Annotated in this window: 18 protein-coding genes and 2 pseudogenes; 4 read left to right on the forward strand and 16 right to left on the reverse strand. The window is 71.3% G+C overall.

All coding sequences use genetic code 11. The features are described 5' to 3' along the window. Nucleotides 1–86 precede the first annotated feature (86 nt). The 5 genes and pseudogenes from AB0M11_RS19845 to AB0M11_RS19865 all read right to left on the reverse strand — a co-directional run bounded on the left by AB0M11_RS19845 (nt 87) and on the right by AB0M11_RS19865 (nt 6,823). Nucleotides 87–974 (reverse strand): FadR/GntR family transcriptional regulator, encoded by an 888-nt coding sequence (locus tag AB0M11_RS19845; protein ID WP_365707136.1) that lies wholly within the window; start codon nt 972–974, stop codon nt 87–89. 162 nt (nt 975–1,136) lie between these two features. Further along, a complete protein-coding gene (locus tag AB0M11_RS19850; protein WP_365707139.1) occupies nt 1,137–3,773 on the reverse strand; it encodes an ATP-binding cassette domain-containing protein in 2,637 nt (878 codons plus the stop codon). Between the two features lie 79 nt (nt 3,774–3,852). Further along, complete coding sequence (locus tag AB0M11_RS19855; RefSeq protein WP_365707141.1) at nt 3,853–4,611, reverse strand: NUDIX hydrolase; 759 nt, start codon at nt 4,609–4,611, stop codon at nt 3,853–3,855. A gap of 187 nt (nt 4,612–4,798) precedes the next feature. Beyond that, nucleotides 4,799–5,002: pseudogene (locus AB0M11_RS19860) on the reverse strand (glycogen debranching protein); the annotation flags it as partial. Between the two features lie 255 nt (nt 5,003–5,257). Next, nucleotides 5,258–6,823: a DUF4192 domain-containing protein gene (locus AB0M11_RS19865; RefSeq protein WP_365707143.1), complete on the reverse strand. Its 1,566-nt coding sequence runs from the start codon at nt 6,821–6,823 to the stop codon at nt 5,258–5,260. A 130-nt stretch (nt 6,824–6,953) separates the two neighbouring features. Between AB0M11_RS19865 and AB0M11_RS19870 the strand changes: the two genes are divergently transcribed. Both AB0M11_RS19870 and AB0M11_RS19875 read left to right on the forward strand, forming a co-directional pair. Next, nucleotides 6,954–9,119 (forward strand): RecQ family ATP-dependent DNA helicase, encoded by a 2,166-nt coding sequence (locus tag AB0M11_RS19870; protein WP_365707145.1) that lies wholly within the window; start codon nt 6,954–6,956, stop codon nt 9,117–9,119. Between the two features lie 286 nt (nt 9,120–9,405). Next, nucleotides 9,406–10,026 carry a hypothetical protein gene (locus AB0M11_RS19875; protein ID WP_365707147.1) on the forward strand — a complete coding sequence of 207 codons (621 nt, stop codon included), beginning with the start codon at nt 9,406–9,408 and terminating at the stop codon, nt 10,024–10,026. 360 nt (nt 10,027–10,386) lie between these two features. Here the strand turns inward: AB0M11_RS19875 and AB0M11_RS19880 are convergent, their stop codons facing one another. The 6 genes and pseudogenes from AB0M11_RS19880 to AB0M11_RS19905 form a co-directional block, all read right to left on the reverse strand. Then, entirely contained in the window at nt 10,387–11,013 is a 627-nt protein-coding gene (locus AB0M11_RS19880; RefSeq protein ID WP_365707149.1) for a hypothetical protein, read from the reverse strand. 68 nt (nt 11,014–11,081) lie between these two features. After that, nucleotides 11,082–11,783: a ribonuclease HII gene (locus tag AB0M11_RS19885; protein ID WP_365707151.1), complete on the reverse strand. Its 702-nt coding sequence runs from the start codon at nt 11,781–11,783 to the stop codon at nt 11,082–11,084. An 81-nt stretch (nt 11,784–11,864) separates the two neighbouring features. Further along, nucleotides 11,865–12,224: pseudogene (locus tag AB0M11_RS19890) on the reverse strand (TetR-like C-terminal domain-containing protein); the annotation flags it as partial. Nucleotides 12,225–12,708: 484 nt separating this feature from the next. After that, nucleotides 12,709–13,638 (reverse strand): ADP-ribosylglycohydrolase family protein, encoded by a 930-nt coding sequence (locus tag AB0M11_RS19895; protein ID WP_365707153.1) that lies wholly within the window; start codon nt 13,636–13,638, stop codon nt 12,709–12,711. 10 nt (nt 13,639–13,648) lie between these two features. Beyond that, nucleotides 13,649–14,308 carry a histidine phosphatase family protein gene (locus AB0M11_RS19900; RefSeq protein ID WP_365707155.1) on the reverse strand — a complete coding sequence of 220 codons (660 nt, stop codon included), beginning with the start codon at nt 14,306–14,308 and terminating at the stop codon, nt 13,649–13,651. 86 nt (nt 14,309–14,394) lie between these two features. Further along, nucleotides 14,395–15,000, reverse strand: a complete 606-nt coding sequence (locus AB0M11_RS19905) for a YdbC family protein (protein ID WP_365707157.1) — start codon at nt 14,998–15,000, stop codon at nt 14,395–14,397. A 150-nt stretch (nt 15,001–15,150) separates the two neighbouring features. On the opposite strand from AB0M11_RS19905, the gene AB0M11_RS19910 reads away from it, so the two are divergent. Then, the gene (locus AB0M11_RS19910; RefSeq protein ID WP_365707159.1) at nt 15,151–15,684 is read left to right on the forward strand and encodes a TerD family protein; all 534 of its coding nucleotides are present in this window, start codon (nt 15,151–15,153) and stop codon (nt 15,682–15,684) included. A gap of 84 nt (nt 15,685–15,768) precedes the next feature. Here AB0M11_RS19910 and AB0M11_RS19915 read toward each other — a convergent pair whose 3' ends face one another. Further along, complete coding sequence (locus AB0M11_RS19915) at nt 15,769–18,663, reverse strand: vitamin B12-dependent ribonucleotide reductase (RefSeq protein ID WP_365707161.1); 2,895 nt, start codon at nt 18,661–18,663, stop codon at nt 15,769–15,771. 164 nt (nt 18,664–18,827) lie between these two features. Beyond that, a complete protein-coding gene (nrdR, locus tag AB0M11_RS19920) occupies nt 18,828–19,379 on the reverse strand; it encodes a transcriptional regulator NrdR (RefSeq protein WP_365707163.1) in 552 nt (183 codons plus the stop codon). 504 nt (nt 19,380–19,883) lie between these two features. Here nrdR and lexA point away from each other — a divergent pair. After that, the gene (gene lexA / locus AB0M11_RS19925; RefSeq protein ID WP_089104346.1) at nt 19,884–20,663 is read left to right on the forward strand and encodes a transcriptional repressor LexA; all 780 of its coding nucleotides are present in this window, start codon (nt 19,884–19,886) and stop codon (nt 20,661–20,663) included. A gap of 242 nt (nt 20,664–20,905) precedes the next feature. On the opposite strand, the gene AB0M11_RS19930 is transcribed toward lexA, so the two are convergent. From AB0M11_RS19930 to AB0M11_RS19940, 3 genes are all read right to left on the reverse strand, one after another. Beyond that, nucleotides 20,906–22,900, reverse strand: coding sequence for an ATP-dependent DNA helicase (locus AB0M11_RS19930; RefSeq protein ID WP_365707166.1), 1,995 nt, complete (start codon nt 22,898–22,900; stop codon nt 20,906–20,908). 247 nt (nt 22,901–23,147) lie between these two features. Then, complete coding sequence (locus AB0M11_RS19935) at nt 23,148–23,945, reverse strand: GNAT family N-acetyltransferase (protein ID WP_365707168.1); 798 nt, start codon at nt 23,943–23,945, stop codon at nt 23,148–23,150. A gap of 63 nt (nt 23,946–24,008) precedes the next feature. After that, a complete protein-coding gene (locus tag AB0M11_RS19940) occupies nt 24,009–25,958 on the reverse strand; it encodes an IucA/IucC family protein (RefSeq protein ID WP_365707266.1) in 1,950 nt (649 codons plus the stop codon). Nucleotides 25,959–26,230: the final 272 nt, after the last annotated feature.

Here is a 26,230-nt window from a genome sequence, read left to right on the forward strand (position 1 = left end):
CCGGCGGCGGCCGACGGAAGCGGGTTCCCGGAGCGACGGCGCCCCGAGAACGCGGCACTGACCGAGCGCACCGCTCTCGACGCGGATCAGTGCTCGCGCGGGGCGGGCACCACGCGCTCCACCTCGGGGTGGATGGTCAGCAACTGGCGCATCGCCGACTCGGCCGCGGTTCCGTCTCCGGTGCCAAGGGCGTCGACGATCCGCGCGTGCTGGGCGAGGGACGTCTCGTTCGGCCGGTCGCAGCCGGTGACCGGGCCGCCGGACACCTGGAGGGCCGCCGACACGATGCCGGAGAGGTGCTCCAGCATGCGGTTCCCGGCGATCTGGATGAGCAGCGAGTGGAATTCGGCGTCGGCGCGCGAGAAGGTCAGCGCGTCACCCTGCGCCATGGCGTGGCTCATGATCTCGACCATGTCGCACAGGCGCTGCTGGACGTCCTCTCGCCCGTGCCCGGCGGCGAGCCGGGCGGCGAGCGGCTCGATCGTCCAGCGCAGCTCGCTGAGCTCACGGCGCTGGTCGTCGCGCTGCGGCCCGAAGGCCCGCCACTCGATGATGTCCGGGTCAAGGAGGTTCCAGTCACTGACGGGACGCACGCGTGTGCCGACATTCGGGCGGGCGCTGACCAGGCCTTTGGCCTCCAGAACCCGGAGGGACTCGCGGACGACGGTGCGGGAGACCTCGAAACGCTGGCCGATCTCCTCGGGGACCAGGGGGCGGTCCGCACCCAGGTCTCCGGAGACGATCATCTGACCCAGCTGCTGGACGAGTTGACCGTGCAGTCCGCGGCCGCGGCTGCCTGCGGCGCGGCGTCCCACACGGCCCAGCTCCGGCTCCGCGCCCTCCCAGGACGGCGAACCGACACGGTCGGCGGCGGGGACCTCCGCATAGGGGTAGCGGTCGAGTTCGCCCGGGCCGACCAGACCAGAGTCTGCGGAGCGAGCGGCGGTCATCATGGTGTGCGCAAGGGTACTCACGGATCCTTTGTCGGCGCTGCTTCCAACTCCCTTGAGGTCTTTGGTGAAAAGCACACGAAAGGGTGATCGCTCACCCCGTCGCAATTGACGCCTTATCGGAAGGAAATGGCCTTTCTGTAGGGAGTTGTGCACACGACGGGATCGCAAGCGTCCGATCCGCGGTCACCGGGGCCTCGTCCGCAAAGTACTGAACACATACGCGCAGACCAGTGCGACCAGCGACAACGCCAGCGCGCCCCCCATGGGTTGGGCCAGCACCCGGACCGCTCCGACCAGATAGCGCTCTCCCCCGAAGGGCCACTTCAGCAGGAGCGTCTCCCGCAACCGCATCGGGAGTCCGGCGGCCGTCCGCACCCCCGTACCCCGCACTGCCTCGTGTACGACGGGCACGACGAGCACGGGCACGGCGAGCACCGCCGCGAGGCCTCCGGTGGTGGACCGGAAGACGCCCGCCGCCAGTACCCCGGCCCAGGCGCAACCGACGATCAGCCCGAACCAACTCACGGTCAGCAGGGGCCAGTCGGCGGGAACCTGCGTGAGCTCCCGACCGTAGAGGAGGTAGAGCACTTCGGCGTCGCAGCCCACGGTGAGGAACGAGAGCAGTACCGCGGTGGCCCCGGAGACCAGCAGTTTCGCGGTGAGCAGCCCCAGTCTCCGGGGCACGGTGCCGCGGTCCGCCGCCAGCGCGGGGTGGCGGAACTCGTCTCCGAAGGCCAGCGCGCCCAGCAGACCCGCGCCGAGTGCCGCCGGGGGCAGCGGCAGCTCCCGCGGCCAGGCCGCGAACAGCCGGGCCTGGGGGGTGTGCCCGACCCGGGCCAGTAGCAAGGCGGTGAGCACGGACACGAGCAGAACGGCACCGCAGGTGAAGAAGCCGGCGCCGATCCCGGCAGCCCGGCGGAGTTCGTAGCGCAGGGGGCGGAGGGGACTGGGGGCGGGCCGTACGGAGATGGGGGGCGGAAGCGGGGACGGCGCGCCCAGACCGCCCGTGGCGCCGGCCTGGTGCGCGGGTCCGGAGCAAGCGGGCGGCCCACCTGCGCGGTTCTCCCCGGACACGTCGCGGTTCGATGGCTCGTCGACGGCGGCTTCGGCGGATGCGGACTGGGCCTCCGGTAGCGCGGGAGCTTCCAGGGGCAGCGCGCGGGTGGCGGACTGGGCCGCGGTGGCATGGCCGGGTACGGCGTGGGTCGCCGACTGGGCCGCCAGGGCGTCGAGGGCCGTCGGGCTCTCGACGGGCACCGTGCGGGTCAGCGGCTGGGCGGAAGCGGCGGCCGGCGGCTGGGCCGGGACGGCGGGCGCCGTCCTCGTGGCCCCGGCATGCCCGGAGGGCTCGGTGGCACCCAGGGAGGCCGACGTCGTGGCGAAGCCGGGCGCCGCCGAAGGCCTGCCGGCCGCCGGAGCGGACAACTGGTCGCCGGGGTGTACGGGGGTGGAGAACCCCCCGTCCGAAGTGACGGGCAGGAACGCGGCGGCCGAGTCGTCGGTGGGCCCCGCGGCGGTGCGGCAGGGCTGTTCCTCAGCCGCGCCCGGGGGCTCCGTGGTCACCGTCGGCCGGCCTCGACCCGGCTCCTGGTCGGCGGTGCGCGGCCGCTGTGCGGGGTTCGGGGCGTCCGTGGACAGCGGGCCGCTCTGCTCGGCCCTCGGCGCAGGGGCGACGGCGTGCGTGTCCACGCCCTGGCGCCGGTCAGCGCGCGGTGCGCCCTGCCGGCCCGCGGCAGGTTCCTCTCGCCCGCCCGGCTGCGGACGCGCCGGCCGGTCGTCCTCCCGCGCGACCCGCTCACCCTGGCTCGCCCCAGGTGGACGCTCGTGTGCCGACCGGTTCCCGTCCGCGGCGGCAGGCTCCCGGGGGTACGGTTCCCGAGGGTACGGCTCCCGCCACGCCGCCTCCGGTGCCTCGTACGCCGACGGCTCCGCCACGGCGGCGCCCGGCCCCATGTCGCCTGTCTCGTCCGCGAGCTGGTGGACCAGAATGCCGTGCCGGAAGGCGGCCTCGCCGACTTCGGCGGTCGTACTGCCGTACACGGAGAGGCGGTTACCGCCTTCCCGGACGACCTCCACCGAGCGGCGGCCCGCGCGCGCCTCCTTGCCGAGCACGGCGGCGAGCCGGTCGGCGTGGGGGCTGCGGACGGCCACGCGCGGTCGGAGCCGGGTGCGGGCGAACTCCCTGGCCTCCTGGTCCGCCACGAGCCTGCCGGTCTTCAGGGTGACGACCCGGTCGGCGGCGCGGGCGGCCTCCTTCGGGTCGGCGGTGGTGAACAGGACCGTGCCGCCCTGCGCCGCGTGCGCACGGAGCATGCGGTGCAGCCAGTGGGCCTCCCGGGTGGGCAGGCCGTCGGTGGGTTGGTCCAGCACGAGGGTGTGCGGGTCGGGAAGGAGGGCGCAGGCCAGGCCGAGTCGGCGGTCCATGCCGTGCGACAGCGTGCCCAGGCGCTCCTCGCACAGGCTGACCAGCCCGACCGCCTCCAGCACTTCGTCGGCGCGCCGGGCCGGTACCCCCGTCGCCGCGCACAGCATGCGCAGATGACCGCGGACGGATCGGGACGGATGACCGGGGACGTCACCGAGGAGTACGCCGACCTCACGGGCGGGATGGGCGATCCGGTGCAGGGGGCGGCCCCTGAAGTAGGTCAGCCCACGCCCCTGTTGGAGTTCGAGCATCAGTCTGAGCGTCGTGGTCTTGCCCGCGCCCGTCTCACCCAGGAGCGCGGTGACGCGGCCCGCGTCCGCTTCGAAGGTCACGTCGTCGACGGCGGGCGGGTGCGCCTTGCGGGGGTTGCTGGTCAGTCCGAAGGCCTGGATCACCTAGGGAAGATAGCGCGGAATGACCGTTTTTCCGGGTATAGGGAGTTTTGGCGTTTGCCGAGTTCGCGCGGTCGGACGGTCACACCTCGGGCCGCAGCATCGGCGGGTTGAGGAGCGTGGCCCCGCCGGCCCGGAACAGCTGGGCAGGGCGGCCGCCCTGACGAGTCGTCGTACCGCCGGTGGGGACGAGGAAGCCGGGCGTACCGGTCACCTTGCGGTGGAAGTTGCGCGGGTCGAGCGCCACGCCCCACACCGCCTCGTAGACGCGGCGCAGTTCGCCGACCGTGAACTCGGGCGGGCAGAACGCGGTGGCCAGAGACGAGTACTCGATCTTGGAACGGGCTCGCTCCACACCGTCGGACAGAATCTGGGCATGGTCGAAGGCGAGTGGCGCGACGGGCTCGCCGTCCCGGCCGTAGCCGCCCTGAGCGAGCAGTTCCTCCACCGGCGCCCAGCGCGCGTTGCTGGCGTCGCCACCCGCGCGCGGTGCGGGCAGATCCGGTGCCAGGGCGAGATGGGCAACGCTGACCACCCGCATCCGGGGGTCCCGCTTGGGATCACCGTAGGTCGCCAACTGCTCCAGGTGGGCTCCGCCCTCCTGGGCCGGCGCGTCGGGGTCGTGGGCCCGCAGCCCGGTCTCCTCCGCGAGTTCCCGCGCCGCCGCCTGCGAAAGATCCTCGTCGGCCCGCACGAAGCCGCCCGGCAGCGCCCAGCGCCCCTGGAACGGCGCCTCGCCCCTGCGCACGGCCAACGCGCACAGGGCATGGCGCCGCACGGTCAGCACGACCAGGTCCACGGTGACGGCGAACGGCGGAAAGGCTGACGGGTCGTAGGGCATGCGGTGATCATAGTCGTCTGCCTGACGATAAACACTCCCTTCGGTGGTCACTCCGACGGCTGATCCACTTTCCTCCGCCATGCCGCCCGTTCGTTCCGGCATGCGTTCGTCGCTCGATCGTCCTTTCGCCCCGGCCGAGACGTCGTACCCGCACGCCCTTCCGCCGGCGGCTCACCCGCCCAGCTGCCAGCGGTAGCCGCAGCGAGTGGAGTGCGCAGTTGCGCAAGGTGATGCGCTCGGTGCCGTCGGCGTGCCGGATTCGTTCCACGACGACGTCCGGATCCGGGCCTGCACGGCGAGCGGGTCGCGGCCCGCGACCCGCGACCCGCACCTGACAACGCGCGAGAAGCCGTCGACCCGCGCGGTAGAACCCGTCCAGGAGTTCCGCCACTCAGGTGAACGGGGACGGGCTCCTCCTGGTCACGCCCCTGCCTGCCGAAGCCGATCGGATTCCGGGGCGGTACGGAGTCGTTCTGACCGGTCGGCCGGCCACCATGGCAGGGGACACCCAGGTCCGGTGGACCGATCCGGTTGCCGTGGGAGGTGGGTCGGTCACGGCGCCGCTCGGCTCTGATGAGGCTCCGGACCCAGCGGCAGAGATCACCGAGCCGAGTTCGGCCGACCGCCGTCCACGACCGTCCCGATGTCACTCGTCCCCCTCGGCATGACCGCTCCCCGACAGCCCGCCCTCCTGTGCCGCTCCGCCGGCCCCTGCCGCGCTCCGCTCCGTTCGCTCCGCCGCACGCGTGCGCGTGCGTGTGCGTGTGCGTGTGCGTGCGCCGCCCGGCCTGGACGAATCAGGACCGCTCTGTTCCGAGCGCGCCTGCCGCGGGGAGCCTTCCGGCCTGGACCGTCGGGCGTCGGCGGCGTCCCCGACGCGCGGGGGGCGGCGACGGCGGGGACCGGAGGCAGGGACCGGCGCGCCGTCGGCTTCGGCACCCACTTGGGGTTCGCTCCCGGCCTCGGCATCCCGACGAAGCGGGGCGGCGTCGCCCGCCACTGCCGTGTCGGCCACCCGCGCGGGGCCGGTGCGGGCCGTCCGTTCCGTCCGCAGGCAGCGGCGGATCGACTCCGGGTCCAGGCCCTCGTTGCAGGCTTGGTGGAGGAGGCGGGCGAAGAGGTAGTCGGGGTCCGCGCCCAGGGCCATGGCCAGGGCCTCTCGTGCCTCCAGGTCGTCACCGGTCGACCAGGCGACCCAGCCCGCCAGGGTGAGGGGAGCGGCGGCATGTTCGCCGTACGGGCCGACGCAGCGACGGGCCAGGGCTCGCCACAGGCGCAGGGCGGGCTGGGCTTCGTCGCCCTCCATCCAGGCGGCAGCGCGGTCGCGGGTCGTACGGTCCTGCAGGCCGAGAATCAGCGTCGCCGCCTCGCCGTGGGAGACCAGCGCGTCGTCACGGAGGTCCGCCTGACGGGTACCGGACACGGGGTGGGCGGCGGCGTAACGGTGGATGACCCGCTCGGCGAGGGCGAGGGTCTCCTCGGCCACGTCCGCGCGACGGGCGTCGTCGAGAATGCGAGGCACCAGCGCCATTCCGGCGCTGTCCAGCGCGATCTCCTGCTCCTGCACGGCGCCGGTCTCCCAGGGTTGCAGCCGGGCCCGCAGCTCGCGCAGGCTGCCGCGCACCTGGATCCCGGCGTAGGTGGCCGCGGCCGCGAGCACGGAGGTGCCGGGCAGGCCCATGGGGGCGCCCTCGGGGGGACAGCATTTCTCGGCCGGGCAGCAGTATGACCAGAAGCGGCCGTCCGAGACGCACAGTGCCTCGATCACGGGCACGTCGAGCCGACCGCACTCGGTACGCAGCAGCTGGGCCAGCGGCGTGAGCCGGCGCATCACGTCCCGGCCCGATTCGCCGGGCGCCGGTTCCTGGCAGACGTAGGCGACCATCTGCTCGGGCCGGGCTCCCCGGCGCTCGCCGCCGGTCACCAGGCCGTGAGCGAGCTGGCGTGCGGCCGACTCCCAGTCGTCCGTGCTCGCGGGGATGCCGAGCCGGGCGCGGCCGCCGAAGCGGCCACGGCCGGCGCGGTCGTGCAGGGCCACCAGCACCATGCTGTCCTCGGGGCGGTACCCGAGCAGATAGGGCAGCGCGTCGGCCAGTTCGGCCGGGGTGCGCAGGGTGACCTGCGCGTCGTGGATGGATAGCCCGAGGGGGACCGCGCCTCGGGTGATGTCGCCGTTTTCGGAGGGTCCGGTGGTTTCGCCGTGATTCGTCATGCGCAGACGATCTCGCAGATCCGGTGATTCCGGTTTTGCCTGTGGATAAGTCAAATCAGGGACACGACAAAGCCGTCTCGCTGTCCACAGGCCCGCCCGGCTGTCGGTTCCGTCCTGTTGTATGGGACGCATGGAGCACACGAGCAACGCGGAACTCCGGGCCCGGGCGGACGCCGTCCTCGCCCGCCTCGTCGGTGACGACACGGGCGCCGCCCGGCTGCGCGAGGACCAGTGGCGGGCGATCGAGGCGCTGGTCGCGGACCGGCGCCGGGCGCTGGTCGTCCAGCGCACGGGCTGGGGCAAGTCCGCGGTGTACTTCGTGGCGACCTCGCTGCTCCGGGCGGCGGGCAGCGGGCCGACGGTGATCGTCTCCCCGCTGCTCGCGCTCATGCGCAACCAGGTGGAAGCCGCGGCACGGGCCGGCATCCACGCCCGCACCATCAACTCTTCCAACACCGAGGAGTGGGAGTCGATCCAGGCGGAGATCGCGGCCGGTCAGGTCGACGTCCTGCTCGTCTCCCCGGAGCGGCTCAACAACCCGGACTTCCGCGACCAGGTGCTGCCCAGGCTCGCCGCGGCGACCGGACTGCTGGTCGTGGACGAGGCCCACTGCATCTCGGACTGGGGCCACGACTTCCGGCCCGACTACCGGCGGCTGCGCACCATGCTGGCCGACCTGCCGCCGGGCGTGCCGGTGCTGGCGACCACCGCCACGGCCAATGCGCGCGTGACCGCCGACGTGGCCGAGCAGCTCGGGACCGGTGCCGCCTCGGACGCACTGGTGCTGCGCGGCCCGCTGGACCGGGAGAGCCTCAGTCTGAACGTGCTGCGGCTGCCGGACGCCGCACACCGGATGGCCTGGCTCGCGGACCATCTGGCCGAACTGCCGGGATCCGGCATCGTCTACACGCTCACCGTGGCCGCCGCGGAGGAGGTCACCGCGTTCCTGCGACAGCGCGGGCACACCGTGGCGTCGTACACGGGGAAGACGGAGAACGCCGACCGGCAGCAGGCCGAGGACGACCTGCTCGGCAACCGGGTCAAGGCGCTGGTCGCCACCTCGGCGCTCGGCATGGGTTTCGACAAACCCGACCTCGGGTTCGTGGTGCACCTCGGTTCACCGTCCTCCCCCATCGCCTACTACCAGCAGGTGGGCCGCGCGGGCCGCGGTGTCGAGCACGCCGAGGTGCTGCTGCTGCCCGGCCGGGAGGACGAGGCGATCTGGGAGTACTTCGCCTCGCTCGCCTTCCCGGCGGAGGACCTCGTGCGCCGCACCCTGGACGTCCTCGGCCGGGCAGCCGGACCCATGTCGCTGCCCGCGTTGGAGCCGCTGGTGGAACTGCGCCGCTCCCGGCTGGAGTCCATGCTGAAGGTGCTCGACGTGGAGGGCGCGGTCAGGCGGGTCAAGGGCGGCTGGATCGCGACCGGGCAGCCGTGGGCGTACGACGCGCAGCGGTACGCCTGGGTGGCCCGGCAGCGCGAGGCCGAGCAGCAGGCGATGCGCGAGTACGCGGCCACGCGGGACTGCCGGATGGAGTTCCTGCAGCGTCAGCTGGACGACGAGGGCGCCAAGCCCTGCGGTCGCTGCGACAACTGCGCTCGACCCCGGTTCACGGCCGACACCTCCGCTGCCGCACTGGACGCCGCTCGGGTCGACCTGGACCGCGCGGGCGTCGAAGTGGAGCCCCGCCGGATGTGGCCGACCGGCCTGCCGGCGATCGGCATCGATCTCAAGGGACGCATTCCTGCCGGTGAACAGAGTTCGGCGGGCAGGGCCCTGGGACGGTTGTCGGACATCGGCTGGGGCAATCGGCTACGACCTCTGCTCGCACCCCAGGCCGAGGACGCGCCGGTGCCGGACGACGTCGCCCGTGCCGTGGTCGAGGTGCTGGCCGACTGGGCGAAGGGTCCCGGCGGCTGGGCCCCCGGGGCGACCGAGGCCCAGCCGCGCCCCGTGGGGGTCGTCACCGTCGCCTCGCGCTCCAGGCCGCTGCTGATCAACTCGCTGGGCGCGCGCATCGCGGAGGTCGGCCGACTGCCCCTGCTGGGTTCCGTGGAGTACGCCGGCGAGGCGCCACGCATCTCGCGCAGCAACAGTGCCCAGCGCCTGAAGGCTCTCGACGGTGAGCTGACCGTGCCGCCCGGCCTCGCCACCGCTCTCGCCGAAGTCCAGGGGCCGGTCCTGCTCGTGGACGACTTCACCGAGACCGGCTGGACTCTGGCGGTCGCGGCACGCATGCTCCGCAGGTCCGGGGCGCGGGGGGTGTTGCCGCTGGTCCTCGCCGTTCAGGGCTGACCGGGCCCCTCATGGTTCGAACCGGGTGCGGGGTTCGGCGTACGCACGTGCCGCGCTCGAACGTCCCATGGGTCGCCGGACGCCTCACCGGGTAGGGATATATGGCACACACCATCAGATAACAGTCGGTGGCCCCATTTGCTCGTTGCCGCATCCAAGTTCGACAGGAAGAATTGAGGTCCGCTCCCCGCACGGCTCGTCCGTGATCCGGTTGGGCTTTGCTGCGGTGCGCGCGGCCCCGAATCCGTCTCGCCCGCTGTGTGGGCGCGTAGCCGAAGGGAGGAACGTGACCTTCGGATTCGCTCCGTCCTCGGCGGCGTCGTTCTCGACGTCCGCGTCCGCCGCGTCCGCCAGTCGTCTGCTTGAGCCCGCGGAGTGGGCCGACGCCGGAATACCATTGCTGCGCAACCCTCGTGAGGTCGTCAGCGGCCTGCATGCCCGGCATCTGCCGCGTCCCGGCACCGCGGTCGTCGCCGTTCTCGATCCGGAGGAACGGCTGTGTGCCAGCGCTTCCTTCGGTCGGCGCTCGGCCCCGGCCGACGGCTGGATGTTCCGCAACGTGCTGCTGGACCAGTTGCGCAGAGTCATCCCGCACGACCTTCGTCGCCGCACTCCCGTGCGGACAGCCGTGCTGCTCTACTGCCGCGAGGGCGACGCGCGTTGGACGGAGGAGGACGGTGCCTGGATGTGGGGGCTGCGGGACGCCTGCACGTTGCACGGGCTGCGCTGCGGGGCGTACATCACGCTGACCCACGACGGCTGGCAGGTGCTCGGCGAAGGCCGCGGTGGACGGCGGCCCAACGCCGACTCACCGCCTGAGCCCTTCGCCCTGTCGGAGGCCCCACCGCTGGCGCCGCGGACGGGAGGCGCTGCCTCCGAGGTACTGCGCCGCGCGGCCGCCCGCTGAGCCCCGGCCCAGGGCGGGAGCACCCGCCGGGCACGCTTCGCCGGGCGCCACGCCCCGGACTTGGCCTTCGACGTGCTCGGCGGTGGCGCCGCGCTCAGCGCCGGAGCAGAACTCGTCGCGGACGCCCCTCCGCCCCCGTTCGGCCGGTCACCTGACGGACCCCCGTCGGCCGGTCACCTGACGGATCCGGCCCGGTGCCCGCGCGCCGGATCTCTCGTTTCCCGCGTTTCCCGCCGAACAGCCGCTTCGCGACGGTCGGCGGCCCTTGCCCGTCGTCCGGGCACGACAAAGGGACCACTGTGCGAGTCACCACTGCGGCCTCTTCGGTACCTCCGGTGTCCCAGAGGCGCCGGAGGAAGCTCAGACGCCCGCGCCGAGCACCGCGTTGATGCGCTGCGGGTCGCCGCAGACGATCAGCAGGGCGCCGGCCCGGGAGAGAGCCAGGGGCAGGGCGGTGGCGGCGACGGCGTCGGAGCCGCCGTTGAGGGCGACCACGACCACGGAGCGGGTCGCGGCACGGGAAGCGACGGCGGCGTCCGCGTAGAAGACGTCGTCGCCCGCGTCGTGCTGGGCCCAGTAGGAGGCTTCGCCGAAGGACAGCTCGTGATCGGCCCACGGGTGCTGCGCGCCGGTGGTGATCACCAGCACGTCGCCGGGGGCACGACCCGAGTCGAGGAGCAGGTCCACTGTCTCCTCGGCCGCGTCGAGAGCGCTCTCGACGGAGGCCGGGATCAGCTGGATCTGCGGGGCCGCCGCTGCCGCGGCGGGGACGGCCGGGCCGGGCTGGCCTGGCTTGGCCACGTCACGCGGCGTTCGCTGCACCGGCGGCGTGGGCCGCAGAGGGCCGGGACGACCGGGACGCGACGGAGCCGCGGGGCGGGGGCCGGGTACGGGACGAGGGGTCGGCGCGGTACGGCCACTGGCCGGAGTGGCGCGGGGACCCTGGGCACTCTCGTGAATCTGAGGCTCCTCGGGAATGAGAGGCATGAGCTGATATTTATCAAACATTGGTGCAGGTCACGTGAACCGGGTGGCACAACAGTGCGACCGGAAGGTCAGAAATCGAAGCCGAGCTGACCCTCGATCTCCGGAACGCTTCCCTCCGCCCAGCTGCGGACCTTCTTGAGGTGCCGCCACTGGGGCAGCGCATCAAGATACGCCCACGACAACCGGTGGTACGGGGTGGGGCCCCGCTCCTCCAGTGCGGCCTTGTGCACGGGCGACGGGTACCCGGCGTTGTCCGCAAATCCGAAGTCTGCATGGTCGGTACCCAGTTCGGCCATCATTTTGTCGCGCTGAACTTTGGCGATCACCGACGCCGCAGCCACGGCGACACACGATCGGTCACCCTTGATGACCGTGCGCACCTGCCACGGGGCGCCGAGGTAGTTGTGCTTCCCGTCGAGGATGACCGCGTCAGGACGGACGGGCAGGGTCTCCAGGGCCCTGACCGCCGCCAGCCGCAGTGCGGCCGTCATCCCGAGGTCGTCGATCTCCTCCGGCGAGGCGTGCCCCAGGGCGTAGGCCGTGACCCACCCGTGCAGCGTTCCGGCAAGTTCGGTACGCCGTTTGGCGGTCAGGAGCTTGGAGTCGGTGAGGCCCTCGGGCGGTCGGCGAAGACCGGTGACCGCGGCACAGACGGTGACGGGACCGGCCCAGGCCCCGCGCCCCACCTCGTCGACACCGGCAATGACCTTGGCTCCGGTCGTGGCGCGAAGGGAACGCTCGACGGTGTGAGTAGGTGGTTCGTACGGCATGGCGCCCTTAGGGTACGCCGCGCCGATCCCCGAGCGACACCCCGGCTGCCCGACGATGCCGAAGACCGCCGGAGCCGTGGCTCACACCCCGCGCGACAGCAGCAGCGGAAGCACGAGCCGGTCGATCATCTCTTCGATCTCCCGGTCGCTCCATTCGCTTCCAGAAATCTTGTTGCGGTACATCATCATCGTCGGAATGACGTCAAGGACATAGCCGTTGAGCGCGTCGGCGCGCACCTCTCCGCGTTCGATCCCACGGGTGATGATGTCACCGATCAGCCGGATCGTCGGCCCCACGACCCCACTGAAGATCACGCCACGGAAACGTTCAACCTGTCGCTGATCGCATTCGTGAATCACCGACCGCAGCGCGAAGCCGGGACGGGAGAACATCGCGTCCCGGGCCTGCCGGCACAGGGCCAAGAGGTCTTCGCGCTCTGAGTCTCTCCAGCAGGCAAGGGGAAGCGAGGGATCGCAGAGCGAGGGGGACGCGAGGTGCGACGGCAGAGGGGGACTCGGCACACGACGCGCGGTTGAGTGAACGCGGGCGTTCACTGACAGCTTCGTGGCGGATCCATAGTGGCAACCTCTCAGCTGATACCGGATCAGAAACCAGGTGCCGCCCGTCGGCAGAGGCGCCCCGGCATCGCGCTCACCGTGACTGCCCCCTGCCAACTCATGGTGGTACTCGACGGAAGCGTTCGGCTAGACGCCGAAAGGCTCCGGGGCAGCTCCTCCAGGATGTAGCCGCCTCGGACCTCCGGCGGGGAAGCGGTTCGGCGCCTGCCACGGCCGGCCACCGGCCGGCACAAACGGCTCGACGGCCCCCCAGGCGGCGTCACTGACTCGCGCCGGGACCTTCTCCGGCGCCGCGCCGCGCCGCCGTCGCACACGGTCCGCACGGTCCGTTGCCGATGTCAGCCGTTCACTCGCCGGCGCCGATCCCCGTGGCCGCGGGCACCCATTCCGGCAGTGCCTCCGTCCAGTCCGCCCATGCGGTCGGCGGCGCGCCCGCCGTCGCGCCCGCGAGCACGCCGCCCACGATGGCGCAGGTGGTGTCCACATCGCCGCCCACCTGTGCGGTGGCCCAGAACGCCGTCTCGTAGTCGCCAAGGGCGCGGGCCGCCGACCAGAGGGCGAAGGGAACGGTGTCATGGGCGGTCGTACGCCGTCCGCAGCCCAGGACGGCCGCGACCGTGCCGGGGTCGTCGTAGTCGAGCATGTCGCGGGCGCGCCGCAGGCCCTGGCCGACGGCGCTCCTGGGGACGAGGGCGACGACCCCGTCCAGAAGTGCCTTGGGACCCGGCGGGCCGCCGGGCGCGGCCGTGAGCGCCGCTGCGGCCGCCACAGCCATGGCACCGACCACGGCCTCCCGGTGCTGGTGCGTGGGGTAGGCCGAGATCTCGGCCTGGTGGGTGGCCTGCTCCGGATCGTCCGCGTACCAGGCGCCCAGCGGCGCGATCCGCATCGCCGCGCCGTTGCCCCAGGACCCCTGTCCGTTGAAGAGTCCGGCGGCCAGCTCGCGCCAGTCGCCGCCCTCCCGGACGAGGCGCAGCAGGCGGTTGACGGCGGGGCCGTAACCCCGGTCGAAGTCGTGGTGCGTGGCGAAGGAATGGGCCAGCGCGTCCTGGTCGACGCGCTGGTGGGCGGCCAGGACGGCGACGACGGAGCAGGCCATCTCGGTGTCGTCGGTCCACTGCCAGGGTGCCGGAGGCAGCTCCCGTCGCTTCAGCAGCGGGTAGTTCTCCGGCACGAAGAACTGCGAGCCCAGCGCGTCGCCGACGGCGAGTCCGCGCAGGCTGGCCAGGGCGCGTTCCAGGCGCCCTGGGGCCGGGGATTCGGGGGAGGAGGTCATCACGGCCAGCCTAGCCGCTCATCCAGTAGGGCTCCGGGTCCCGCCAGCGGTCGAAGGGCTCGTTGAGCGTGTACTTCCCGTCGTCCCCGAGCACGAGCATCCTCATCTCGGCGTTCCCCGGGTTGGAGAGCGATTCGAACTCCGCGACCGTCCAATGGAACCAGCGCATGCAGAACAGCCGCATCGCCAGGCCGTGGGTCACCAGGAGCACGTTGGGCGGGTGGTCCGGGGCCTCGAAGCTGCGGAACAGGCTTTCCAGGAAGCCGCCGACGCGGTCGTACACGTCGGCACCGGACTCCCCCTGCGGGAAGCGGAAGAAGAAGTGCCCGTACGCGTCCCGGTACGCCTTCTGCAGCCGCACGTCGTCGCGGTCCTGCCAGTTTCCCCAGTCCTGCTCGCGCAGCCGTGGCTCCTCGCGCACGCGTATGAGATCCGGGTCGAGGTGGAAGGCGCGGAGGGTCTCGTGGGTACGGCGGTAGGGGGAGACGTACACGCTGACGCGCTCCCGGCCGAAGATCTCCCGGATGCGTTTTCCGGTCTCCTCCGCCTGTCGCCGGCCCCGCTCGGTCAGGGCCAGCGCGTGGTCGGGTTCCCGCTCATACACGGAGTCGTCGACATTGCCGGTTGACTCGCCGTGCCGGACAAGGACGATGCGCCGTGGTCGTGCCATGCCAAAACCCTAGATCGAGTGACGAAAAATCGAGCACTCGGACGGGCTCCATACAGCGCAGGTCACACCCGTCATGGGTTTGCTTTTCAAACGATCCAGCTCGGTTCGAGCTCCACGATGTCGCCCGTGAGGGCCGCGATGTCGGCCTCCGTCTGGGCGCGGAGCGCCAGCCGCTCCACCCGTTCGGTGCGGTACTTGCCGTGCTCGGCGGCCGACCGCCACATCGAGAGGATCATGAACTCGTGCTCCGGAGCCTCCGCGAACATCCCGCGGATCATGCCTGGCGAGCCCGCCATCGCGGGGTTCCAGACCTTCTCCTGCATCAGCGTGAAGTGCTCGACGCGCTCCTCGTGCACCCGGCAGAGCGCCACCCGGACGAGGTCGCTGTCCGTGAACCGTGGTTCGAAGCCGGTCTTCACGTCGAACCGGTACTCGAACAGCTTGACCTGCTGGTCCTTGTACGTGCCGGACTGGGACGCGGCCAGGCGGTCGTGCGAGCGCGCCATGAAGGAGTCGTAGAAGGCACGGCTCTCCCAGAAGGCGAAGATGTGCGCCACTCCAGGTCGCTGTCGACTCCAGCCCCCGCCCTGTCCCCGAAATCCCGGCTCCCCCGGAAGCCCCGCCCATTTCCGCTGCCCCCGCTCGAAGCCGCGGCGGTCAACCACGGTGCAGCGAATCCACTTGACCAGCACCGCGCCATCGTAAGGCCATGGGGCGTGGCGTTGGTCACGCTCCGGCTGAGATCACCCGCGCATGCGCCCCCGCGCGCATGGCACGATGGACAAAGAGCCTTGGCAAACCATCAGTTGGGGTAGTGACCTCTAGGGGGAAGGGGACGCGTGGTGAGCGGTTTCAGCAAGGCGATCCGCAAGGTCGAGGTCGCGGTGAAGTGGGATCCGAGCCCTTCCGGGCAGCCGCCCACCGATCTGGACGTCATCGCCGGGACGTTCACGACGGCCGACCCGTACGGGGCTCCGGCCTATCTCGTGCACTTCGACAGCCGTTCGCCCGACGGCACGATCTTTCTCAACCGGGACAGTCAGGACGGCAAGGGCTTCGGCTGGGACGAGGTGATGACGCTCGAACTGGACCGGCTCTCGACCAGGTACACGCGGGTGGTGGTCGGAGTGGTCATCCAGCAACGGCCCACGCACCGGACGTTCGTGAACGTCCTGAACCCGGCCGTCCGCGTCCGGGAAGGCTACACCGTGCTGGCCGAGGACGACTTCGGCTCGGTCCTCGGGGCGACGGCGGCCACCGTCGCGGAGTTCGTGCGCGACGGCTCAGGCGACTGGAGCTTCCGCCCCGGCCTGCACGGCTTCGAGGACGACCCCGTGGTCTTCACTCAGGAGATGGGCGGACTCGGCCGTCCCTGAGGGCGGACGACCGCCCGGACCAGGCACACGGTAAGGGGCGCCGGCCATGGCCGGCGCCCCTTACGTCATGTCACATCGAGTTCGTCAGCTGCAGCCGCTGGTCGAGCCGCAGCCCTCGCAGATGTAGCAGGAGCCGGCCCGCTGCATCTTCGTACCGCAGGAGAAGCAGAGCGGTGCGTCGGCCTGGATGCCCAGCTGCATTTCCACCAACTCGGCGCTGGTGTGCGCCTGCTTCGGGGCGGGCTTGGCCACCTCGGCCTTCGGGGCGGCGACGGCCTTCAGTTCCTGGGCACGCGGCGCCGACTGGGCCAGGCCCTCGACGTCGACCTCGTCATCGTCGATGGACGGCTCGTACGAACCGGTCTCCAGGTGCCGCTGGCGCTCCTCGGCGGAGTGGATGCCGAGCGCGGAGCGTGTCTCGAACGGCAGGAAGTCCAGTGCCAGGCGCCGGAAGATGTAGTCGACGATCGACTGCGCCATCCGCACGTCCGGGTCGTCCGTCATACCGGCCGGCTCGAAGCGCATGTTGGTGAACTTCGAGACGTACGTCTCCAGCGGCACGCCGTACTGGAGGCCGACGGAGACCGCGATGGAGAAGGCGTCCATCATGCCCGCGAGGGTCGAGCCCTGCTTGGACATCTTCAGGAAGACCTCGCCCAGGCCGTCGTCCGGGTAGGAGTTGGCCGTCATGTAGCCCTCGGCGCCGCCGACGGTGAAGGACGTGGTGATGCCGGGACGACCCTTCGGGAGGCGCTTGCGGACCGGGCGGTACTCGATGACCTTCTCGACCGTCTCGCGGATGGTCGCCTCGGTCTTCTCGGCGATCTCCTCCTTCTCCTTCTCCTTCGTCTTGGCGGAGAGGGGCTGGCCGACCTTGCAGTTGTCGCGGTAGATCGCGAGCGCCTTGACGCCGAGCTTCCAGGCCTCGAAGTAGATCTCCTCGACCTCCTCGACGGTCGCCGTCTCCGGCATGTTGACCGTCTTGGAGATGGCGCCGGAGATCCACGGCTGGATCGCCGCCATCATGCGGACGTGGCCCATCGGGGAGATGGCGCGCTCGCCCATGGCGCAGTCGAAGACCTCGTAGTGCTCGTGCTTGAGGCCGGGGGCGTCGATCACATTGCCGTTCTCGGCGATGTGGGCGACGATCGCCTCGATCTGCTCCTCCTGGTAGCCCAGGCGGCGCAGGGCCTGCGGGACCGTGCCGTTGACGATCTGCATGGAGCCGCCGCCGACCAGCTTCTTGAACTTGACCAGGGCGAGGTCGGGCTCGACGCCGGTGGTGTCGCAGGACATCGCGAGACCGATGGTGCCGGTGGGGGCGAGCACGGATGCCTGGGAGTTACGGAAACCGTTCTTCTCACCGAGGCGCACCACGTCCTGCCAGGCCTCCGTGGCGGCGGCCCAGACCGGGGTGTCCAGGTCGTCCATGCGGACGGCCGCGGTGTTGGCGTCGGCGTGCTGCTTCATGACGCGGTTGTGGGCGTCGGCGTTGCGGGCGTAGCCGTCGTACGGGCCGACGACCGCGGCGAGCTCGGCGGAGCGCTTGTACGCGGTGCCGGTCATCAGGGAGGTGATGGCACCGGCGAGGGCGCGGCCGCCGTCGGAGTCGTAGGCGTGACCGGTCGCCATCAGCAGCGCGCCGAGGTTGGCGTAGCCGATGCCGAGCTGGCGGAAGGCCCGGGTGTTCTCGCCGATCTTCTGGGTCGGGAAGTCCGCGAAGCAGATGGAGATGTCCATCGCGGTGATGACCAGCTCGACGACCTTGGTGAAGCGGTCGACGTCGAAGGACTGGCTGCCCTTGCCGTCGTCCTTCAGGAACTTCATCAGGTTCAGCGAGGCCAGGTTGCAGGACGTGTTGTCCAGGTGCATGTACTCGCTGCAGGGGTTCGAGCCGTTGATCCGGCCGGACTCCGGGCAGGTGTGCCAGTGGTTGATGGTGTCGTCGTACTGGATGCCCGGGTCGGCACAGGCCCAGGCCGCCTCGGCCATCTTGCGGAACAGGCTCTTGGCCTGGACCTTCTCGATGACCTCGCCCGTCATCCGGGCGCGCAGCCCGAAGTCGCCGCCCTGCTCGACCGCCTTCATGAACTCGTCGTTCACGCGGACGGAGTTGTTGGCGTTCTGGTACTGGACGGAGGTGATGTCCTCGCCGCCCAGGTCCATGTCGAAGCCCGCGTCGCGCAGGGCGCGGATCTTCTCCTCCTCCTTGACCTTGGTCTCGATGAAGTCCTCGATGTCGGGGTGGTCGACGTCGAGGATGACCATCTTGGCGGCGCGCCGGGTGGCGCCACCCGACTTGATGGTGCCGGCGGAGGCATCGGCACCACGCATGAAGGAGACCGGGCCGGAGGCGTTGCCGCCGGAGGAGAGGAGCTCCTTGGAGGAGCGGATCCGGGAGAGGTTCAGGCCGGCACCGGAGCCGCCCTTGAAGATCATCCCCTCTTCCTTGTACCAGTCGAGGATCGACTCCATGGAGTCGTCGACGGACAGGATGAAGCAGGCGGAGACCTGCTGGGGCTGCGGGGTGCCCACGTTGAACCACACGGGGCTGTTGAAGCTGAAGATCTGGTGCAGGAGGGCGTACGCCAGCTCGTGCTCGAAGATCTCGGCGTCGGCGGGCGAGGCGAAGTACTTGTGGTCCTCACCGGCCTTCCGGTACGTCTTCACGATGCGGTCGATCAGCTGCCTGAGGCCGGTCTCGCGCTGCGGGGTGCCCACGGCACCACGGAAGTACTTGCTGGTGACGATGTTGACCGCGTTCACCGACCAGAAGTCGGGGAACTCGACGCCACGCTGCTCGAAGTTGACCGAGCCGTCGCGCCAGTTGGTCATGACGACGTCACGGCGCTCCCAGCTCACCTCGTCGTACGGGTGCACGCCGGGGGTGGTGTGGACGCGCTCGATACGCAGTCCCTTGCCGGCCTTGGTGGCCTTCGCGCGGGAACTCCGTGCCGGACCGCTCGCCGTCTCTGTCATGCCGCCTCCCTGTACGGGCTAAAACGCCCTGAAATGCCACGATGTTCCCGTGACACGCTGTTCTGTTCTCACGTCGCGGGCGCCTTCGGCCGCCGCCCGCGACAAGTCCTGGATCACCGCCCGACCACCGGATCCGGGTCCTCCGCCCGGTTCCGGTCCGCCCGTCAGCCGGCGATGTGAACGGGTGCGGGCGCCTGCGCGGCCCCGCCTGGCCCGTGCTCGTCCTCCTGGCTCCCCGCTCCCGCGTCCTCGCCGTCCGCGGCCGGGTCCTGCGCGGCCTGCCTGAGCTCCGCGATCGCGGCCTCGAAGTCATCGAGCGAGTCGAACGCCCGGTAGACGGAGGCGAATCGCAGGTAGGCGACGAGGTCGAGCTCCTGCAACGGGCCGAGTATGGCCAGCCCCACGTCGTGGGTGGTCAGCTCGGCGCTTCCGGTGGCCCGCACCGCCTCCTCGACCCGCTGGCCGAGCTGGGCGAGCGCGTCCTCGGTGACAGGCCGCCCCTGGCATGCCTTGCGCACACCGTTGATGACCTTGGTACGACTGAACGGCTCGGTGACTCCGGACCGCTTGACCACCATGAGCGAGCACGTCTCCACGGTCGTGAAACGACGGGAGCAGTCCGGGCACTGGCGGCGCCTGCGGATCGACGTGCCGTCGTCGGTCGTACGACTGTCGACCACGCGGCTGTCGGGGTGCCTGCAGAAGGGGCAGTGCATGATCTCCAACCCTCCTCACAGCAGACTCAACAGCCTCACTGGGCCACACGGACCCCTCGAAGCAGCCCCAAGCATAGGCGATCTCAGAGGAGCCGGGGACCCGGGGGACCACAACTTGTGGGCTGCCGTAGCAAGCCAACCACTAGATGTGGTGATTGGCTGATACATCGCCAGGTCGCGCGTGTCGCACACGTACCGCTGCGGCGGATACGGAGATACCGTGGGCGCCACACGGAGGTCGCGTGCGACTCCAGCGCAGATGGGGACGGACCTCCCGGTCGGCGAGGGTCCGGATGGCACACTGGGCACACCCACAAAGCCATCGGTCCGGCGGTGAAGGGTACAGCAATGGGTCCTTTTGCCCGCCGGGTACCGCGTGAGCCATACACCCAGACATGTGATCACGTACGGTGAACCGCGTTTTTTCACTCGAACGTGTGTTTGGCGCAACCTTTCGAAAGCAACTACCGTTGTCCAGCAGGGAGACCATCGAGAGGGGCCGACGTGACCACGACCGCAGACAGTGCCACCATCACCGCCCAGGACCGCTCCCAGGGCCGACTCGACCCGGTGCATGCCATGAACGAAGCCGTGAATCCCGAGGGACACAAGCGTTCTCTGCCGGGCCGACCTCCAGGCATCCGGGCGGACAGCTCGGGCCTCACCGACCGGCAGCGCCGGGTGATCGAGGTGATCCGGGACTCGGTGCAGCGACGGGGTTACCCGCCGTCGATGCGGGAGATCGGCCAGGCCGTCGGCCTGTCGAGCACGTCCTCGGTGGCACACCAGCTGATGGCACTGGAGCGCAAGGGCTTCCTGCGCCGCGACCCGCACCGCCCGCGCGCGTACGAGGTGCGCGGCTCGGACCAGGCAGTGTCCGTGCAGCCCACGGACACCGCCGGCAAACCCGCCGCGTCCTACGTCCCGCTGGTCGGCCGGATCGCCGCCGGTGGGCCGATCCTCGCCGAGGAGTCGGTCGAGGACGTCTTCCCACTTCCCCGGCAGCTGGTCGGTGACGGCGAGCTGTTCGTGCTGAAGGTCGTCGGCGACTCCATGATCGAGGCCGCGATCTGCGACGGTGACTGGGTCACCGTCCGCCGCCAGCCGGTCGCCGAGAACGGCGACATCGTCGCCGCCATGCTCGACGGCGAGGCCACCGTCAAGCGCTTCAAGCGCGAGGACGGCCACGTCTGGCTTCTCCCTCACAACGCGGCCTACGAGCCGATCCCCGGCGACGACGCGACCATCCTGGGCAAGGTCGTCGCGGTACTGCGGCGCGTGTGACGCCTGCGGCGGGCGGCCCCACCGCCCGCCCTCCGATCGGGCCCCGGAACCCCTGCGCCGGTTCCGGGGCCCTGTACTGTCCCGGCCCGGCGACCACCCGCTGCGGGACCCCGTGGGCCACCTGGGCCGCGGGGGATTGCAGAGGCAGGCGGGCTCGCGGGGACGCTTGGCACGCAGGGGCCGCCGCATGGCATCGCATACGGCCGCGGGCGGCCTGAGCGGTGCGGGTCAGGCCGCCCCGATCACTCCGCCTCCGACTCGGCCTCCGACTCGGCCTGCCGTGCCGCCGCGTCGATCGCGGCCAGCGATTTGCGGACCTGGTTACGGTCCGTGGTGTACCAGAAGTCGGGCAGTGAGGACTTGAGGTAGCCGCCGTATCGCGCGGTGGCCAGCCGCTGGTCGAGCACGGCGACCACGCCGCGGTCCCCGGACGCGCGCACCAGCCGGCCGGCGCCCTGCGCCATGAGAAGCGCGGCGTGGGTGGCGGCGACCGCCATGAAGCCGTTGCCTCCGGCGTCCTCGACGGCCTTCTGCCGGGCGCTCATCAGTGGGTCGTCCGGACGCGGGAACGGGATCTTGTCCATGACGACCAGCTGGCAGCTGGGTCCGGGGACGTCCACGCCCTGCCAGAGCGACAGCGTGCCGAAGAGACAGGTTCTGGGGTCGGCAGCGAAGTTCTTGATCAGTTCGCCGAGAGTCTCCTCACCCTGCAGCAGGATCGGAAACTCGGGAATGCGGACGCGCAGTTCCTCCGCGGCCTGCTGAGCGGCCCGCATCGAGGAGAACAGGCCGAGGGTGCGGCCGCCTGCGGCCTGGATCAGCTCGGTCAGTTCGTCGAGCATGTCTGCGCGGTCGCCGTCCCGTGCGGGGCGCGACAGGTGCTTGGCGACATACAGGATGCCCTGTCTCGGGTAGTCGAAGGGCGAGCCGACGTCGACGCCCTTCCACTTCGGGAGGTCGTCGCCCTCGGTGCCCTCCGGGGCGAGGCCCAGGGAGGCGCCGACGCCGTTGAAATCGCCGCCGAGCTTGAGGGTCGCCGAGGTGAGGACGACCGAGCGGTCCGCGAAGAGCTTCTCCCTGAGCAGGCCCGACACGGACATCGGGGCGACGCGGAGCGAGGCGCCGAACCGGTCGTGGCGTTCGTACCAGACGACGTCCCATTCGGAGCCGTTCACGATCCGCTCCGCGACGTCGTGCACGGTCTCCACGGAGGCCAGCGCCTGTTTGCGGACCGCGTCCTCGTCCTGGACGGACTTGTCGCGGGTGGTACCGAGCGCGGAGATCACGGTGCGAGCCGCGTCCCTGAGCGCCGCCAGGGCGTAGCCGAGATCCTCCGGAATCTCCTCCAGACGGCCCGGCAGAGCCAGCTCCATCAGCCGCTCGAAGCCCTCCGCGGCGGTCTGGAGCTGGTCGGCGGCCTTCTCGTCGACCAGCTTGGCGGCGCGCCGGACCGCGCGGTTGACCTGGCCCGGGGTGAGCTCGCCCGTGGCGACGCCGGTGACCCGGGAGACCAGTTCATGTGCCTCGTCCACGATCAGCACCTCGTGCTGCGGGAGTACCGGGGCGCCCTCGATGGCGTCGATCGCGAGCAGGGCGTGATTGGTGACGACCACCTCGGCGAGCTTCGCGCGCTCTCGGGCCATCTCGGCGAAACACTCGGCGCCATAGGCGCACTTGGAGGCGCCGAGGCACTCCCGGGAGGAGACCGAGACCTGGGCCCACGCCTTGTCGGAGACGCCCGGCGTGAGGTCGTCGCGGTCGCCGTTCTCCGTCTCGTCGGCCCAGTCACGCAGTCGCAGCAGGTCCTGCCCGAGCTTGCTGGTGGGCGCGGCCGCCTCGAACTGGTCGAAGAGGCCCTCCTCCTCGTCCTGCGGCATGCCCTCGTGCAGCCGGTGCAGGCACAGGTAGTTGGACCTGCCCTTGAGCATGGCGAACTCCGGGCGCCGGCGCAGCAGCGGGTGCAGGGCGTCGACGGTGCGCGGCAGATCCCGCTCGACGAGCTGTCTCTGCAGGGCGAGGGTCGCCGTCGCCACGACGACCCTCTCCCCGTGAGCGAGCGCGGGCACCAGATAGCCGAGCGACTTTCCGGTGCCGGTGCCGGCCTGGACCAGCAGGTGGGATCCGTCGTCGATCGCTTCTGCGACCGATTCGGCCATGGTCACCTGGCCGGGGCGCTCCGTGCCGCCGACAGCTGTGACAGCGGCATGCAGGAGTTCGGGGAGTGAGGGCTTCGTCATAGCGCGACCACCCTACGACCCGGCGCTGACAATCGGGCGATCAAGGCGGGGCCGGTGGGTGGGATCACGCCGGTGACTCCTGGGCGGGCGGGTCAGGGGCGACGGGCCTGCCACGGGCCTGCCACGGGCCGGGCCGCTCGGAATCTCGCTCGGAATTCCGCTCGGAACTTCTCGGAATTCTTCCGGACGGCCGGGAACTCGACCGGTCGCCGCTTCGTACTACATGTGTACGTGCCATTACTCAGCGCTACATCAGATGACGTAGGGACCGGTCCCGGATCATGAGGGCGGCCCGTTTGCCAGGCAGGTCGACCTCGGCGGCGTAGCGGAAGCCCGCGTTGAGGAAGGCGGCCACGGAGGGGGTGTTATGAAGATCGGGTTCCGCGATGACCCGCGCACAGCCGGGTCGGCGGTCGAGTACGAGATCGGCCACGGCTCTGAGCAGGGCGGACCCCAGTCCCCGGCCCCGGTCGGCGGCATCGCCGACGAGAAGGTGGAGACCGGTGTCGTGCGGGCGGGCGGGATAGTGGCGGGCGAGCGGATCGAGGTCGGCTCGATAGATCTCCCAGTAGCTCATCGGGGTGCCGTCGAGGGTGCCCAGGCACGGCACGCTTCGTCCGTCTCCTGTGAGCTGGGCGCGCAGATGGTCCTCCGTCTGCGCCGGTGAGCCGGCCAGCTGCCAGTACGCGGCCACGGCGGGTTCGTTCATCCAGGCGCTGATGACCGGCAGGTCGCGTTCGACGTGGACCGGCCTCAGGTGGAAGAGGCCGACGGAGGTCTCGACGGGGCCCCAGGCGCCCACCTGGTCGAGCAGGTCGGGTGAGCCGAGGGGGCCGGGCCGGTCGCGGTGCAGCCCAGGGGCTCGCTCGTCGGTTTCGGGTCTCTTCCCTGCGATGAGGGTGAGGAGTTCGTCGGGCAGCCGAAGGTCCAGGGTGTCCTCGCAGTCCCTGACGTCCTCGGCGGTGCGGGGATGGCCGGGATGGCCAGAGCGTCCGGGGTGCACGGGGACGGGGCCTGCGTCGGCGCTCGCGTCGGCGGGAGGCATGGTGCGCTCCTCTCAGGAGACGAGGTGGGTCGTGTTCCTCGGGCGGTGGCGGTGTCGGTGAGTTCAGGAGAGTGCGGTGTGGAGGGGGTTGGCGATGGTGACGTAGACGGACTGGGTGTCTACCGGGCCGACGAGTTCGTCCAGGCCGTGGAGCCGGGTCAGCAGGTTGGCCTTGCACCGCAGGACGGGTGAGTCGAGCAGGCGGCCGGGCAGCGGGGTGCGCAGTCGGGCGGGTCCTGCGACGGCGGCGGTGAGGAACCGGCGGAAAGCCGCGAGCAGGAGCCGTTCGTCGGCCAGCCGCTGGGAACCGAACGCCCCGATCAGGCCCAGCACGTTGTTGATGCCGAGGTAGTAGACGAAGCGTTCGTCGGTGACCTCGTCGGAGACAAAGGTGTCGCTGTGCTCGCCGATGCCCGGCAGTCGGGCGTCGAGGTCGGCCCGTCGGGACTCACGGAAGTAGTAGCCCTGGTTGTCGCGGTAGCGTCCGCCGGTGGGCCAGCCGTCGGCGTCCAGCAGAAGCAGGGTGTTCTGCTGGTGCGCTTCCAGGGCGATGCCGGCCTCGCTGTCGAGCCAGAGCACCGGACGGACGACCTGCTCCAGGTAGCGCAGGAACCACTCGGCGCTGACCGCGCCGACGGGTCGGCCGGTGCGTTCGGCGAGCCGGGAGACCACCTGGGCCAGCCGCGAGCGGGACCGGTGGGGACTGCCGTCCGCGGAGGGGACGTCGAGGGGCCGAGGCGTGACCAGCCCGGCGACGCAGGAGACGTCGTCGGTCGGGGCAAACGGGTTGTGCCGGACCACCACGTCCAGTCCCGGCACGGGCCGGCCGTCCGGGCCGTCGACGGCCAGCCAGGCGGGGTCGCGCACGATGTCGAAGCCGGGGTGGGCGGCCTGCCACTGCTTGGCGAGGCCGGTGCGCAGCAGGCGGTGCACCTCGACGCCGCGGTGGAGTTCCTTGCGGAGGTTCTCGCGGCGGGAGTTGGTGATGCGCAGGCCGAGCGACAGCTTGAGCATCGCGGGAGCGCCGGTTCGGTGGACGGTGCGTACAGAGGAGGTGGGGTGCCAGGGGGCGCCGAGCGGGCCCAGGTCGCGGAGGAGTCCCGCATCGAGGAGAGCGGCGGTCTCCTCGCGGAGAGCTGCGTCGCGGGCCTGCCAGGGGTGCAGGGGCAGGGCGGCGGCGCAGCCGTCGGGCAGGGGCAGGGCCGAGCCGGCCAGGCGTTCCATGAGCCGTGGCGCGGGGACGGGGCGGCCTCGCTCGGTCCAGGCCGAGTCGGTGGCGAGCAGGGAGGAGGCGACCGCGATCCAGTGCAGGGGGAAGGAGCCGCGCAGTTCCGGTGAGTAGAGCCGGGCTTCGGACTCGGTCAGGCCCTCGCGGCTCTTCGGGGTCGGGTGCAGCGGGTGCCCGAGGACCAGTGCCTGCTCGGCTGCGAGAAAGCGGTCGGGACCGTCGGTGGGGTGAGCGCGCCGGTCCGCGATGAAGGTGACCGTACGGCGCAGGGAGTCGCCGACCCGGGCCACGAGGTCGCCGTCGGCCGGCGCGGCCCACAGGCCGGGGGTGTCGCCAGGAGCATGGGCGGCGCTGTCCTCGGCTCGGTCGGCCGTGGCCGCGGGCTCTGCGGTCGCTTCGCGGGTGAGCAGGGCGGCGAGGGTGACCGCGTCGACGGGCGGGGCGGTGTCGGGAGCGCCGGTCAGGCGGGGCGGGCCGAAGCGGTGCCAGCCGGTCGGGGACCAGTGGTGGACCGGGATGATCAGTGCCGTGCCACTGGCGGGCAGCGGGATGCGGAGGGTGCCGGTGGTGGGCGCGGGCAGGTTGGTCTCGCGCACCCAGCAGCGCAGCAGGTTCTCCACGGCGGCGGCCTGCGCGGCGCGGTGCGGGTCAGGGTGTTCGAGGAGGTCTCCCCTGTCGTCGCGGGGCCGGTCGGGCCGAGTGGTCCGTCCTCGCTGTGGAGGGACCGACTCGGCGAGCGGAACGGGGCGTCCCTGGGGGCCTTGGTCCCCGCTTTCTTCCGGGATGGGGGTGGCGTTCAAGGAGGTTCCTCGGGGGGCTCGAGCGGTGCGACGTCCGGCGTCCGGTCGGCGAACCGGGCTGGTCAGGTGGTGAGTCGAGGGCTGGATGTCCTGGGGGAAGGGGTGCAGATCATGTGCGGTTCGGTGCGCGCGCCGGTCGGTGAGCTCCGGGGCCGTCGACCGGTGGGTTCGTCCGGGGCGGGCCGGTCGGTCGGCCTGCTGCCCGTGGTGGGACGGGTGGGCTCCGGCCGGGGCATGCGGGTCATGCGGGCCCTGTT

It is taken from the genome of Streptomyces sp. NPDC051987, assembly GCF_040680735.1.
Taxonomy (GTDB): Bacteria; Actinomycetota; Actinomycetes; order Streptomycetales; family Streptomycetaceae; genus Streptomyces.